Here is a 13958-nt window from a genome sequence, read left to right as displayed (position 1 = left end):
GCTCGTCGATGCCCATGACGGCAACAATGGGGTCGAATTCCCAATGCTCGTAAAATCGCGCCCTTCAGTTTCCGGTCGGCTCCTTGGGGTAGGGCGACGGTCCCTGGACAATTTTCGCGACACCATGCGGATCGTGAGAGGACGCTTTGCCGCTCGCCCCGCGCGTTACCCCAACATCGCATGGCCGGTCTGGCTCGTCGTTTGGATGTTGCTGACGGCGGCGGCCTTTGTTCGCCTCGATACACCGGCAGGGTTGGTCCATGGCCAATGGCCGGGAGCCGGGGTGGCTGAATTCCTCACCCAGTTCGCTCTCGGTGGCTGGTACCTGATCCCGTCGGCGCTTCTGCTCGTTGGGGCCAATCTGACCGATTGGCGCAGCCTTTCACGGCGATCGCGGATGCTCGTCTACAACTGGACTTGCCTGGCTTTTCTGGTGCTGAGCGCTGTCGGCCTGTCGGGCCTGCTGGTCAATGTCCTGAAATATGCGATCGGCAGGGCCCGCCCGCTCTACTTCCAGGATTTTGGCGTGCTCGCCCTGCACCCCTTCGCCTTTGACGCGCGCTTCGCCGGTTTTCCATCCGGCCATGCCACGACGATGGGGGCGGTGTTCGGCGTTCTCCTGCTTTTGTTTCCGCGGCGTTGGTACATTGCCCTGGTGATCACCGCCTGTCTCGCCTCGACCAGGGTTTTCGTCGGCGCACACTATCCGAGCGACACGGTGGCCGGCTTCGGCCTTGGCTGCGCCTTCGCGCTGGCTTGCGGGCTGGTCTTTGCCCGGCTCGGCTTCATCTTCCGTCCGACGCCGTCAGGGTTGCCGGTCCGCAAGGCATCCTTCCGGCTGATTGCACCGGACAGATAAGTCTTTGCCGGATTAATTGTTGTCCAGGCCGCCGTAGGATCTTACCAGGCGAACCATGTCGGATGCGTCGGCGACTTCGCTTTCCAGTCCCTGCGCCACGCCGGTGCGATCGGCGACGGGGCGGTTCTGGCTGACCTTCCACTTGCCGTGGATATCGCTGATCTCGATCTCCAGCCCGATAATGCCCTTGATCTGCGACTGGATGAAGGGCGGCGGCGCATCGGTCACTGCCCAGGGTGCCTCGCGGGCACCTTCCTGGGAATTGGTCAGATCGCCAATCTGCCGCGCCAGCCACGCCTGGTCGTCGATCACCTTTACGGTGCCGCGCACCTGCACGATGGCATAATTCCAGGTCGGCACCACCTTGCCGGTCTCGCGCTTGGTCTCGTACCAAGAGGGCGTCACATAGGCATCGGCGCCCTGGAAGACGATCAGCACGGGCGATGCCGGATTGTCGGCAATGAGGCGCCAGTGTGGGTTTGCCTTGGCCAGGTGAGCCCGCATTCTGCCGTTCGGCGCCGCTGCGGCGTCGAGCAGGAAGGGAATGGCGTTGGCGACCGGGCCGTCAGGCCCGTTCGAGATCAGCATGCCGAGCGGATGCGCCCTGATCAGTCCATGCAGCACGTCGGGCCGCGTTTCCTGGAAATGGGGAGGCTCGTACATCGGCGCTGGCGCCTTTCCTGCTTATCTCAGCCGCTTGGGCCGTGGATCGGACAATTCGCCCGCCAGCCGGCGATCGAGATAGTCCGCGCATTCCTCGATCAAAAGATCGGCGTGGTTGGCGAAGAAGTGGTTGGCGCCGGGCAGGGTCTTCTGCGTGATGGTGATGCCCTTCTGCGTGTGCAGCTTGTCGACCAGGCCTTGCACGTCCTTCGGCGGCGCCACCTTGTCGGCATCGCCATGGATGATCAGGCCCGACGACGGGCAGGGCGCCAGGAACGAGAAGTCATAGGTGTTGGGTTGCGGCGCGATCGAGATGAAGCCCTCGATCTCGGGCCGGCGCATCAAGAGCTGCATGCCGATCCACGAGCCGAACGAATAGCCGGCGACCCAGCAGCTCTTGGAATCCGGGTGCAGCGACTGGACCCAGTCGAGTGCGGCGGCGGCATCCGACAACTCGCCGGTGCCGTGGTCGAATTCGCCCTGGCTGCGGCCGATGCCGCGGAAATTGAAGCGCAGCGTGGTGAAATCGCGCTTCTGGAACATATAGAAGAGGTCGTAGACGATCTTGTTGTTCATCGTGCCGCCGAATTGCGGATGCGGATGCAAGACGATGGCGATCGGCGCGCTCTTTTCCTTGGAGGGCTGGTAGCGTCCCTCCAGGCGGCCGGCCGGACCGGTGAAAATGACCTCAGGCATAAAATACTCCACTTGGGTAATACGAATGCGCGGCGCCCGGAACGGACCTTCCTCTGGCCTTGACGCAGGGCGAGCGTCTTCTTAGAAGCTAGTTTAGAACTATTCAAAACTGAGTGGCCAGACGTCGAGCCCGGCCACCCGCGCCGCAAGCCGCGTAAATAGGACGGCTCGCCTTGGAATTTCAAGGAAATAACGCCATACGACGACCGAATGGCTTCTGACGGGATCAACTGGACGAAAATGGCCGCAAAACGCGCCTATCTCGACTACGATGCCAGTGCGCCGCTGCTCCCAGCGGCGCGCGAGGCTATGGTCGCGGCGCTTGACGTGGCGGCCAACCCATCATCGGTCCATGCCGAAGGCCGCGCCGCGCGGCGCCTGATCGAGACGGCAAGGCGCGAGGTCGCGGCTCTGGTGAATGCCAGGCCCGAACATGTCGTGTTCACCTCCGGTGCGACCGAAGCTGCCTCGACGCTGCTGACCCCCGATTGGCAGATGGGGCGCGGCAGCGTGCGCATGAGCCGGCTCTACGTCTGCGAGGCCGATCATCCCTGCCTGCTGAATGGCGGACGCTTCCCGGCGGGGCAAGTGACGCGCATCGGCGTCGATGCCAACGGCATTGCCGACCTTGCCGCCTTGGCCGCGGCACTTGCAGGTCATGACAAGGCCGATGGTCTGCCGCTGGTCGCGATCCACGCCGCCAACAACGAGACCGGCGTGATCCAGCCGATCGCTCGCATCGCCGAAATCGTCAAGGCCGCGGGCGGCATTCTTGTCGTCGACGCGGTTCAGGCCGCCGGCCGCGTTTCCATCGACATATCAGAGGGTTACGCCGATTATTTGATTCTGTCTTCGCACAAGATCGGCGGTCCCAAGGGTGTTGGTGCCATCGCCGCCGCCGCCGATTTGATGATGCCGAAGCCCCTGATCAATGGCGGCGGCCAGGAAAAGGGCCATCGCGGCGGAACCGAAAATCTCGCCGCCATATCAGGCTTTGGTGCCGCCGCGCGCGAAGCGCTGGCCGGACTGCCGGCGATCGATGCGGTGCGCCAGCGACGCGATGAGATCGAAGCCATCGTGAAAATGCTGGTGCCGGACGCGGAAATCTTTGGAACCGACGCGCCAAGGCTTGCCAACACGACATTCTTCGCTATTGCGGGCATCAAGGCCGAAACCGCACAGATCGCCTTTGATCTCGCCGGTGTGGCGCTGTCGGCCGGCTCCGCCTGTTCGTCGGGCAAGGTCGGGCCGAGCCACGTGCTGAAAGCCATGGGCTATGGCGACAGTCTTGGCGCCTTGCGCGTGTCGATCGGTGCTGCGACGGGCGCCGAGGACATTGAATTGTTCCGCACCGCGCTGGCGGGAATTGCCCAGCGCCGGGCGGGCAGGGAACAGGCCGCCTGAACGCGGTGAAAAAGGAATTCAGGCTTCGCAGCCTGGTAGAGCCGTGCGTTTGCAAGTGGCCGGGTGAATTTCCGGTCGAAACGCACTATATGGAACTTACGCCACTTCCGGCGCCTCCAGGGGCTGCCGTTGGCGGTGCCATAGTTTGAAAACTGCCGGGCCTTGACCCCGGCGTGGATGGAGAACGCATATGCCTGCTGTGCAGGACACGATCGATCGGGTCCGAAAGATCGACGTCGACCAATACAAATATGGATTCCAGACTGAAATCGCTGTCGACAAGGCTCCCAAGGGCCTGAGCGAAGACATCATCCGTTTCATTTCGGCCAAGAAGGACGAGCCATCCTGGATGCTGGAATGGCGTCTGGAAGCCTATCGGCGCTGGCTGACGCTGGACGAGCCGACCTGGGCACGCGTCCACTATCCGAAGATCGATTTCCAGGACATCTATTACTATGCGGCGCCCAAGAGCACGCCCGGCCCGTCCTCACTCAGCGATGTCGATCCGGAACTCTTGAAGGTCTATGAAAAGCTCGGCATCCCGCTGCGCGAGCAGGAGATCCTTGCCGGCGTGCAGAAGACCGATGCATCCGATCTCGAGGAGCCCAGCGACAACGTCTACAAATCCGGCCGCGTCGCCGTCGACGCGGTGTTCGATTCCGTATCCGTCGTCACCACCTTCAAGAAGGAACTGGCCCAGGCCGGCGTCATCTTCTGCTCGATCTCGGAAGCCATCCGCGAGCATCCGGAACTGGTGCGGAAATATCTCGGCTCGGTCGTGCCGACATCGGACAATTTCTACGCCACGCTGAATTCGGCTGTGTTCACCGACGGCTCCTTCGTCTTCGTGCCCAAGGGCGTGCGCTGCCCGATGGAGCTGTCGACCTATTTCCGCATGAACGAGAAGAACACCGGCCAGTTCGAACGCACGTTGATCATCGCCGAGGAGGGGGCTTACGTCTCCTATCTCGAGGGCTGCACCGCACCGCAGCGTGACGAGAACCAGCTGCACGCGGCGGTCGTCGAACTGGTGGCGCTCGACGATGCCGAGATCAAATATTCGACCGTGCAGAACTGGTACCCCGGCGATGCCGAGGGCAAGGGCGGCATCTACAATTTCGTCACCAAGCGCGGCGACTGCCGTGGCGACCGTTCGAAGATTTCGTGGACGCAGGTCGAGACCGGCTCGGCCATCACCTGGAAGTACCCGAGCTGCATCCTGCGCGGCGACGACTCCTCAGGCGAGTTCTATTCGATCGCCGTTTCCAACGGTTATCAGCAGGTCGATAGCGGCACCAAGATGATCCATCTCGGCAAGAACACGTCGAGCCGCATCATCTCCAAGGGCATCGCCGCCGGCTTCTCGCAGAACACCTATCGCGGCCAGGTCTCGGCGCACCGCAAGGCGACCAATGCCCGCAACTTCACCAACTGCGACAGTTTGCTGATCGGCGACCAGTGCGGCGCCCACACCGTGCCTTACATGGAAGCCAAGAACTCGACGGCGCAGTTCGAGCACGAGGCGACGACGTCCAAGATTTCCGAGGACCAGAAGTTCTACGTCATGCAGCGCGGCATTCCCGAGGAGGAAGCCATCGCGCTGATCGTCAACGGCTTCGTCAAGGACGTCATCCAGCAGCTGCCGATGGAGTTTGCCGTCGAGGCGCAGAAGCTGATCGGTATCTCGCTTGAGGGCTCGGTCGGCTGACCGGACAGATATTCAGGAAACAAAAGAATGCTTGAGATCAAGAACCTGCACGCCCGCATCGTCGATGACGGCACCGAAATCATCCGCGGCCTGAACCTGACGGTGAAGGCCGGCGAGGTCGCCGCGATAATGGGCCCGAACGGCTCGGGCAAGTCGACGCTGTCCTATATCCTCGCCGGCCGCGAGGACTATGAGGTCACCGAGGGCGACATCCTCTACAATGGCCAGTCGATCCTGGAGATGGATCCGGCCGAGCGCGCCACGTCGGGCATTTTCCTCGCCTTCCAGTATCCGATGGAGATACCGGGTGTGGCGACCATGGAATTCCTGAAAGTGGCGATGAACGAGCAGCGCAAGGCGCGCGGCGAGGAGCCGCTGAAGATCCCGGAATTCCTGAAGCGGGTGAAGGAAGCCGCCGCCTCGCTCAGCATGGACATGGCGATGCTGAAGCGGCCGCTCAATGTCGGCTTCTCCGGCGGCGAGAAGAAGCGCGCCGAGATCCTGCAGATGAAGCTATTGGAGCCGAAACTTTGCGTGCTCGACGAGACCGATTCCGGCCTCGACATCGATGCGCTGAAGATCGTTTCCGACGGCGTCAACGCGCTGCGCGCGCCCGACCGGGCGTTCCTGGTCATCACCCATTACCAGCGGCTGCTTGAACACATCGTGCCCGATAGCGTGCATGTGCTCTACAAGGGCCAGGTCATCAAATCCGGCGACAAGTCGCTGGCGCTCGACCTCGAGGCCAACGGCTATGCCGGCGTGATCGGCGAAGCCGCGTGAGATGCCAGAAGGCAAGGTCAAACTGATGAATATCCACACACAACCGCAGCGGACACCGGCCGAGACAGCGTTGATCGACGCGTTCGGCGACCGGCTGTCGCTGCTGCCGGGAGACGGCGCGGTGATGCTGAAGCGCGACGACGCGATCGAGGCGATCAAGCACGGCCTGCCGACGCGGCGCATCGAATCCTGGCACTATACCGATCTGCGCCGACTGTTGAGCGTGGTGCCGGATTTCGACCCGACCGCCATGGCCAAGGTTTTCGCGCCGATCGTCGAAGGCTCCGCCGTCCTGCCGGTCCTGAACGGCAAATCCGATGTGAAGGTACCGGTCCTTGACGGTGTCACCGTGCAAAGCCTGTCGGAAAAGCTGGTTGATGGCAGCATCGCGCCGGGGCTCGATCCCTATGGCAGCGACGATGCCATAGGCGCGCTGAACACCGCTTTCGTCGCCGACGGTTATTTTGTCGACATCGCCGATGGCACGGAACTTGAAAAGCCGATCGAACTGCAGAATGTGCAGGCTGGCGGCCAGACCCATGTGCGCTTGGCCGTTCGCGTCGGCGCCGGCGCCAAGGCCGTCATCGTCGAGCGTCAGGCGGGTGATGGCGCGGCGCTGGTCAGTTCGGTCAGCCAACTCGTGCTCGGCGAGGGCGCCGAGGTGACATGGCTGATCGTCCAGGAGCAGCCGGAGACGGCGACCCATCTGGCGCAGTTCAAGGCCCATATCGGCAAGAACGCGAAACTGACGCTGTTTGTCATGAACGCCGGCGGCAAGCTTGTGCGCCAGGAGGTCATGGTCAAGACGACTGGCGAAGGCGCCGATTTCAAACTGCGCGGCATCAACCTTCTGGCCGGTGATACCCATGGCGACGTGACAATGGTGCTCGACCACGCCGTGCCGCACACGACCTCGACGGAAGTGATCCGCAACGTGGTGACGGGTAAGGCGCGCGGCGTCTTCCAGGGCCGCATCAATGTCCACCAATATGCGCAGAAGACCAACGCCAAGATGGCCTGCAACACGCTGCTGTTGTCGGATGATGGCGAGTTCTCGACCAAGCCTGAGCTCGAAATCTTCGCTGACGACGTCGTCTGCGGCCATGGCGCGACGGTGACCGAGATCGACCACGACCATCTGTTCTACCTGATGGCGCGCGGCGTTGACGAGAAGTCTGCTCGCGGCCTGCTCGTCAAGGCCTTCGTCGCTGAGGTGATCGAGGAACTGGACGACGAGACGATCGTCGAGGCGCTGGAAGCCAGGCTCGACGAATGGTTCGTAACGCACGGGTGAGATGATGAACGCTCCAGGCAAGATCGGAGATTTCTACGACGTCGAGGCGATCCGCCGCGACTTCCCGATCCTGTCGCGTGAAGTCTACGGCAAGAAGCTGGTCTATCTCGACAACGGCGCCTCGGCGCAGAAGCCGCAGGTGGTGCTGGACACGATCCAGCATGCCTATTCCCAGGAATACGCCAACGTCCATCGCGGCCTGCATTTCCTCTCCAACGCGGCGACCGACGCTTATGAAAAGGCGCGAGAGACAGTGCGCCGCTTCCTCAATGCGCCAAGCACCGACAACATCGTCTTCACCTCGAACACGACCTCGGCGATCAACACGGTCGCCTATGGCTATGGCATGCCCAACATCAGCGAGGGCGACGAGATCGTGCTGTCGATCATGGAGCACCACTCCAACATCGTTCCCTGGCATTTCATCCGCGAGCGGCAGGGCGCCAAACTGGTCTGGGTGCCGGTCGACGATCTCGGCGCCTTCCACATCGAGGAATTCGAGAAGCGGCTGACCGATCGCACCAAGCTCGTCGCCATCACGCAGATGTCGAATGCGCTGGGCACGGTGACGCCGATCAAGGAGATCGTGCGCATCGCGCATGCGCGTGGAATTCCCGTGCTGGTCGACGGCAGCCAGAGCGCCGTGCACATGCCGATCGACGTGCAGGATCTTGACTGCGACTTCTTCGTCTTCACCGGCCACAAGGTCTACGGGCCCTCCGGCATCGGCGTGCTCTACGGCAAGAAGGACATTCTCCAGGGCATGCGGCCCTTCATGGGCGGTGGCGAGATGATCGAGGAGGTGACGGAAGACATCGTCACCTACAACGAGCCGCCGCATCGCTTCGAGGCCGGCACGCCGCCGATCGTCCAGGCAATCGGGCTGGGTGCGGCCCTCGACTACATGGAAAAGATCGGCCGCGAGCGCATCGCGGCGCATGAGGAAGACCTCAAGACCTATGCGCATGAACGGCTGCGCGCCATCAACTCGCTGCGCATCTTTGGCGATGCGCCCGGCAAGGGCGCGATCATCTCCTTCGAACTGCAGGGCATTCATGCCCATGACGTGTCGATGGTGATAGACAGGCAGGGCGTGGCAGTCCGTGCGGGCACTCATTGCGCCCAGCCGCTGTTGAAACGCTTTGGCGTAACCTCCACATGCAGGGCATCGTTCGGCATGTATAATACCAGGGCCGAAGTCGACGCCTTGGCCGAGGCGCTTGAAAAAGCGCGCAAATTCTTTGGGTGACGATCATGGATGATGCGAGCATCACTGCCGAGACCACTCCGGAACCCGCCGCCAACAGCGTCGTTTCCGCCACGGCCATTCCCGCCGACGAACTGGCGCGGCTGACCGACGACATCGTCTCGGCGCTGAAGACCGTCTACGATCCGGAAATCCCGGCCGACATCTACGAGCTCGGCCTCGTCTACAAGATCGACATCGAGGACGACCGTTCGGTCAAGATCGACATGACGCTGACCGCGCCGGGCTGCCCGGTGGCAGGCGAAATGCCCGGCTGGGTCGAAAATGCTGTCGGCGCCGTCGAAGGCGTGTCCGGCGTCGAGGTCAACATGACCTTCGACCCGCCCTGGTCGCCCGACCGCATGTCGGAAGAGGCGCAGGTGGCGGTTGGGTGGTATTGACGAATTACTTAAGCCCCTTGCCATAGGTTCGGGCGTAAGCCGCGATCGTTCTCGAAAAACTTTCGGGACTGGATGGGTTTCCGTCGACTATCATGCCACCTCCGACCGGGATCCAAAGCGCATCGTTGTTAAGAAACAACATTCTGCCACGCCGAGTCAGCTTAAGAGTGTCACCGGCGCGGGGCCTCAGTCGCAAAAGGACGGCAACGGGTTGTTGGCCTGTTAGGGCACGGGAAACCGTCTTCAGTTCAACTGCGTCTACCGCGGACCATGGTACCGTTTCGATTGTGATACCCGAGTCTTTGATGCCATCAGGGGATACCACTACCGAGCGGCGGCTGAAATATGTACGGTAGATAGCAAGACCCATAACAAAAAACAGTATTGTAATGACGAACGTGAACATGGCCTGGCCTAAAAGATTCGATCTTTGATGAGATAATAAAAATATAAAAGAAATAAATATTAAAATCGCAAAAAGTTTTGTAAAGTTACTTTTTATTGTTCCTAAATCGTCAGAAAAAATCAAAACATCTCTGGTATGATCGAGTTGCATCATAAGTAGTTGTCCGTCTTTTCCAAAAAAACAACCATAGTCGGCAGATCGCAGCGTGAACATTAATGCTTGCATGCAGGGCAATCAAGGTCGTGGTATCGAGTTGTGGGTATTTGCAGATGAGAGTGAAAGTCTGTCTTCTTGTTAGGCGCAGCGCCTGGTAAGGCGCTTTGCGGGTCCGGGGTTGCGCCAGCCAACAATCTTCACCATCTTAGGGGAAGACTCATCCCGCAGGCCTTGAACCTGCATGGATTGGAGAAGGAAAAAGAATGGGACGCTTTGCCGTCATCACGATGACCGAAAAGGCTGCGGACCGCGTGCGCGAGATCGTGGCTACCCGTGACAACGCGCACGGCATTCGCTTGGGCATAAAGAAGGGCGGCTGCGCCGGCATGGAATATACGGTCGACTTGGTGACCGAGCCCAACACCAAGGACGACCACATCGAGCGCGACGGCGCCCACGTCTATGTCGCACCGGAGGCAGCGCTGTTCCTGTTCGGCACCGAGATGGATTTCGAGCAGACCACGCTGCGCACCGGTTTCACCTTCCACAACCCGAACCAGAGTTCGGCCTGCGGCTGCGGCGAATCCGTCGAACTGAAGCCGGCTGACCTCAAGGCATTGGCGGAAGCACGCGCCTCGGCCTGAAATGCGATCGGATTCTGGTATAGCTGGATAAATCAAAAGCGCGCGTCGTAGTTTACGCTAAATAGAGCGCTGTCGTCATAAATTCCCGCCGTCCAGTGTTTGATGGTTTCGGGGTGCCGCGATGAATAGCCATCTGCCTCCTTTGGTTCTCGCGTCGGTTCTCATTATTTTGTTTTCCCTTTTCGCATATTACCGGGTTTACCGGTATGTGAAAAATAACCTGTTTCAGCAGATGAATTTGAACGACTATCAGACACGGATGTCGCTCGATTTTTATGTATTCGGCAAGGGAATACCGAACAAGATAAAGCTATTGTATATAGCGTGCCAGTTATCCGGCGTGATTGTTGCTATTTTATTCGGATTTTGTGCGCTTGAGGTGCATAGGAGCGACATGATCACCCTCTTCGGCTTTGTAACCGTTGCCTTCCTGGCGTCTACAGTTCGAGGGCTGTCAAAAATGATCAAAGCACAATAGGATTTTCCCTCTACTCCACCCACATCCCCGTCCGCTTGTGCCAGTCGGCGATTGATTCCTCGGGATAGACATCGAACGTCTTGTCGCCCTTGCCGATATCGGGCTCGACCCAGTTCGCCTTGTATTTCAGCATCAGATGCACCTTTTCAGGCGGCTTCGGCAGGTCGCTGTCGATCGCCGAGGCGAAGGGATGCACAAGGTCCGGCCAGGTCGGGTCGTAAAGCCAGAGCGCCGAGCCGCATTTGCGGCAGAAATTGCGCTCGCCGGTCGAGACCTCGCAGTGCGGATGCTCGTCGTCCTCGATCTCGGCGCGGTAGACGCCAAGGCTTCTCTTGCCCCGGATGTTCAGCGTTTGGTAATCGGCGCCGAGATTGATGGCGAAGCCGCCACCACCCTGCTGCTTGCGGCAGATCGAGCAGTAGCACAGCATGAACGGCACGGGCGTGTGGCTCTCCACCTCGAAACGCACGGCGTTGCAGCGGCAGGACCCCTTGAGCAGAAGCGGCATGACAAGAACTCCGATGGAATGGGCTTAACTTGTCAGCATGGTTCTGGTTGCGCGATGACAATGTCAAATGCCGGTGACATGATCGCGGCATGGACAATGAACGCATCGCCGAACTGTTCTCAGGGCTAGGCCCGGTCAGCATCCGCCGGCTGTTCGGCGGCAAGGGCATCTATTTCGACGGCGTCATCGTCGCCATCGTGCTGCGCGGCGAATTGCTGCTCAAGGCCGACGAGCAAAGCGCGCCCGATTTCGAAGCCGCGGGCTGCAAGCAATGGACCTATACCGGCAAGCGCCACGGCAAGCTGGTCGCCATGCCCTATTGGAGCATTCCCGACAGCGCCTTTGACGATCCCGACGAGATGGCGGTGTGGGCACGCCGCGCCTATGAGGCAGGGCGGCGCGCAGGCAAGTAGATCCCCGCAAGCGCGAGGCCCCTCATCCGGCCGCTGCGCGGCCACGTTCTCCCGCTGGGGAGAAGAGGAAAGCGCCGGCGCTGCAAGCTCCTATCCCCTCGGGGAGAGGTCGGATTGCCCCGAATTGCTCTTTTGCAATTCGGTCTTGGCAATCCGGGTGAGGGGGCATTTGCCGCTTGAACCTACAGGGCCTTGGCGATCTCGGCCGCCAGCCGCGCATTGTTTTCGACCAGCGCGATGTTGGTCTTGAGGCTGCGGCCGCCGGTCAACTCCAGGATTTTTCCCAGCAGGAACGGCGTCACCGCCTTGCCGGTCACGTTGAGCGCCTCGGCGGCCTTTTGCGCGGCTTCGATGTAGCCGGCCATCTCCTCGGCCGGGATTTCCTGGTTTTCCGGCACCGGATTGGCGACCAGCATGCCGCCGCCGAGCCCCAGCGCAACCCTGGTCTGGTAGAAATGCGCGATCTCTTCCGGTCCGTGCAAGGTCAGCGGGGCGCGGAATGGCGACTGCCGCGACCAGAAGGCGGGCATCGTCTCGCAGCCATGGCCGACGACAGGCACGCCGCGCGTCTCCAGCACTTCCAGCGTCTTTTCGATGTCGAGGATGGCCTTGGCGCCGGCCGAGACGACGATCACCGGCGTGCGTGCCAATTCGTCGAGATCGGCGGAGATGTCAAAACTCTTCTCCGCGCCCTTGTGCACGCCGCCAATGCCGCCGGTGGCGAACACCTTTATCCCAACCATTTCAGCCGCGATCATGGTGGCTGCGACGGTCGTGCCGCCGGTGCGTCCTTGCGCGACGGCGAAGCCGAGGTCGGCGCGCGACAGCTTCATGGCGTCACCGGTCATGGCCAGCGATTCGCGCTCGCCGTCAGACAGGCCGATCTTGATGCGGCCGCCAACCACCGCGATCGTCGCCGGTACGGCGCCGCCGTCGCTGATGATCTTCTCGACATTGGCTGCCATGGCGCCATTGTCGGGGTAGGGCATGCCATGGGTGATGATGGTGCTTTCCAGCGCCACAACCGGGCGCCCGGCGGCCAGGGCTTGCGCCACTGGTGCGTGGATGTCGATGAAGGGGCGGGCGGTTTCGGGTCTCATCTGGATCTCCAACTCGCGGTGCGGCGCATGGGGGGCGCCCGGCAACACAGCGGCACTATGAATTTGCCGGTCTCATGCCACTTCCTGCGCGTCCGGCACAAGAGCCAGAGCTTCGGCGAAGCTCGCCGCGGTAAAATCGGGGATGGCGTCGACGTTTTCGATGGCCAGCGTCGCCGCCGCGACGCCTTCGCGCAAGGCTTGGCGCAGCGGCAGGCCGCGCAGCAGGGCTGCCACCGTCGCACCCGCCAGCGCGTCGCCGGCGCCGGTGACGTCAGCGACTTTTCTCGGGGCAGGCGGTTGGATCGTAAAGGCGCCTGCTTCATCGAAACCCAGCACCGGCGCGCTGCCTGCCGTCACGACGCCGCTGGCAAGGCCGCTGCATCGCAACCCGTCGACGACATCTCCTTCGGCGGCGTTTGCGTTGACGCCGGCCAGCGCGACGGCTTCGCGCCGGTTCATGAAGACCAGCGCCAGCGCGCTGAGCACCGGTATCAGCCGCACCACCTTGGCCGGCGAGATGGCAATGGCATACACCGGCTTGCCGGCCGCAAGCGAAACCAGCCGCTCCAGTGCCGCCGACGGCAGATTGGCGTCGCACAGGATGGCATCGGCGGCAGCGATCGCTTCGCGGACCTTGGACCGTCTCATCTGCTTGGGAAACGCCAGATCGTAGAGCACCATGTCGGCAAAGCCGACGATCAACTCGCCCTCGCGATCGATCAGCGCGGTGTAGCTCGGCGTCGTGCGGTCGAGGAAGACCGCCGACAGGTCGGCGATGCCTGCCTCGGCGATGGCTCGCGAAATGGTGTCCGCCGCTGCATCGCCGCCGCGCATCGACATCAGCGAGCCCGATACGCCGCGCCGCACCGTGCTGCGCAGCGCGTTGAACACGCCGCCGCCGACGTCCTCGCGCATCGTGCCGGGATTGGACGCCGCCGGCACATACGTGCCCGACACCTGGCCGCGCCGGTCGATATGGGCGCCGCCCACGGCCAATATCTCTATGGATTTCACCATGCCGGCGATATGCCCTTTGTTATTGCAACTGCACAAGCGCTAGACTGCGTCATAGCCTTCGCCAGCAAGATGGCGATTCGGCGGATCGATACAACCGAGCAGTCTGGCCCAATGCGGGGTGCATTCCTGTTCGATCTCTTGGTACGGAAAAAGAACAAATCCGGATATGACTGGCTTTTCAG

The 13958-nt window shown here is 61.5% G+C and carries 16 protein-coding genes; 10 read left to right on the top strand and 6 right to left on the bottom strand.

From position 1 onward, the window contains the following. Positions 1-283: 283 nt before the first annotated feature. Positions 284-859: a phosphatase PAP2 family protein gene (locus FJV80_RS08485; protein ID WP_246688929.1), complete on the top strand. Its 576-nt coding sequence runs from the start codon at positions 284-286 to the stop codon at positions 857-859. Between the two features lie 12 nt (positions 860-871). Here FJV80_RS08485 and FJV80_RS08480 read toward each other — a convergent pair whose 3' ends face one another. Further along, complete coding sequence (locus tag FJV80_RS08480; protein WP_142876110.1) at positions 872-1522, bottom strand: FMN-binding negative transcriptional regulator; 651 nt, start codon at positions 1520-1522, stop codon at positions 872-874. 21 nt (positions 1523-1543) lie between these two features. Beyond that, positions 1544-2218, bottom strand: coding sequence for an alpha/beta hydrolase (locus FJV80_RS08475; RefSeq protein ID WP_027046762.1), 675 nt, complete (start codon positions 2216-2218; stop codon positions 1544-1546). A 240-nt stretch (positions 2219-2458) separates the two neighbouring features. On the opposite strand from FJV80_RS08475, the gene FJV80_RS08470 reads away from it, so the two are divergent. The 6 genes from FJV80_RS08470 to FJV80_RS08445 all read left to right on the top strand — a co-directional run bounded on the left by FJV80_RS08470 (position 2459) and on the right by FJV80_RS08445 (position 9054). Then, positions 2459-3622: a cysteine desulfurase family protein gene (locus tag FJV80_RS08470; protein WP_142876149.1), complete on the top strand. Its 1164-nt coding sequence runs from the start codon at positions 2459-2461 to the stop codon at positions 3620-3622. Between the two features lie 190 nt (positions 3623-3812). Further along, the gene (gene sufB / locus FJV80_RS08465) at positions 3813-5330 is read left to right on the top strand and encodes a Fe-S cluster assembly protein SufB (RefSeq protein WP_095770374.1); all 1518 of its coding nucleotides are present in this window, start codon (positions 3813-3815) and stop codon (positions 5328-5330) included. A 27-nt stretch (positions 5331-5357) separates the two neighbouring features. After that, on the top strand, positions 5358-6113 hold the full coding sequence (gene sufC, locus FJV80_RS08460; RefSeq protein ID WP_015318168.1) for a Fe-S cluster assembly ATPase SufC: 756 nt from the start codon (positions 5358-5360) through the stop codon (positions 6111-6113). Between the two features lie 25 nt (positions 6114-6138). Beyond that, positions 6139-7407, top strand: coding sequence for a Fe-S cluster assembly protein SufD (gene sufD, locus FJV80_RS08455; protein ID WP_095791838.1), 1269 nt, complete (start codon positions 6139-6141; stop codon positions 7405-7407). Between the two features lie 4 nt (positions 7408-7411). After that, positions 7412-8656, top strand: a complete 1245-nt coding sequence (locus FJV80_RS08450; protein WP_142876109.1) for a cysteine desulfurase — start codon at positions 7412-7414, stop codon at positions 8654-8656. 5 nt (positions 8657-8661) lie between these two features. Further along, positions 8662-9054: an SUF system Fe-S cluster assembly protein gene (locus FJV80_RS08445; RefSeq protein ID WP_095770883.1), complete on the top strand. Its 393-nt coding sequence runs from the start codon at positions 8662-8664 to the stop codon at positions 9052-9054. A gap of 4 nt (positions 9055-9058) precedes the next feature. Here the strand turns inward: FJV80_RS08445 and FJV80_RS08440 are convergent, their stop codons facing one another. Further along, positions 9059-9673, bottom strand: coding sequence for a hypothetical protein (locus tag FJV80_RS08440; RefSeq protein WP_142876108.1), 615 nt, complete (start codon positions 9671-9673; stop codon positions 9059-9061). A 206-nt stretch (positions 9674-9879) separates the two neighbouring features. Between FJV80_RS08440 and sufA the strand changes: the two genes are divergently transcribed. Further along, positions 9880-10260, top strand: coding sequence for a Fe-S cluster assembly scaffold SufA (gene sufA, locus FJV80_RS08435; protein WP_013532156.1), 381 nt, complete (start codon positions 9880-9882; stop codon positions 10258-10260). 121 nt (positions 10261-10381) lie between these two features. Then, a complete protein-coding gene (locus FJV80_RS08430) occupies positions 10382-10738 on the top strand; it encodes a hypothetical protein (RefSeq protein WP_142876107.1) in 357 nt (118 codons plus the stop codon). A gap of 10 nt (positions 10739-10748) precedes the next feature. Here FJV80_RS08430 and FJV80_RS08425 read toward each other — a convergent pair whose 3' ends face one another. Then, positions 10749-11246, bottom strand: a complete 498-nt coding sequence (locus tag FJV80_RS08425; protein ID WP_095791560.1) for a GFA family protein — start codon at positions 11244-11246, stop codon at positions 10749-10751. A gap of 89 nt (positions 11247-11335) precedes the next feature. Between FJV80_RS08425 and FJV80_RS08420 the strand changes: the two genes are divergently transcribed. Beyond that, positions 11336-11659, top strand: coding sequence for a TfoX/Sxy family protein (locus FJV80_RS08420; protein WP_095770372.1), 324 nt, complete (start codon positions 11336-11338; stop codon positions 11657-11659). Between the two features lie 182 nt (positions 11660-11841). Here FJV80_RS08420 and FJV80_RS08415 read toward each other — a convergent pair whose 3' ends face one another. Both FJV80_RS08415 and FJV80_RS08410 read right to left on the bottom strand, forming a co-directional pair. Beyond that, positions 11842-12759 carry a pseudouridine-5'-phosphate glycosidase gene (locus FJV80_RS08415; RefSeq protein ID WP_095788101.1) on the bottom strand — a complete coding sequence of 306 codons (918 nt, stop codon included), beginning with the start codon at positions 12757-12759 and terminating at the stop codon, positions 11842-11844. Positions 12760-12831: 72 nt separating this feature from the next. Continuing rightward, on the bottom strand, positions 12832-13776 hold the full coding sequence (locus FJV80_RS08410; RefSeq protein ID WP_142876106.1) for a carbohydrate kinase family protein: 945 nt from the start codon (positions 13774-13776) through the stop codon (positions 12832-12834). Between the last annotated feature and the right edge of the window lie 182 nt (positions 13777-13958).

The organism is Mesorhizobium sp. WSM4310 (genome assembly GCF_007003935.1).
Classification (GTDB): domain Bacteria; phylum Pseudomonadota; class Alphaproteobacteria; order Rhizobiales; family Rhizobiaceae; genus Mesorhizobium.
The sequence above is the reverse complement of the archived record's forward strand: the minus strand, read 5'-3'. Positions and strand labels throughout refer to the sequence as shown.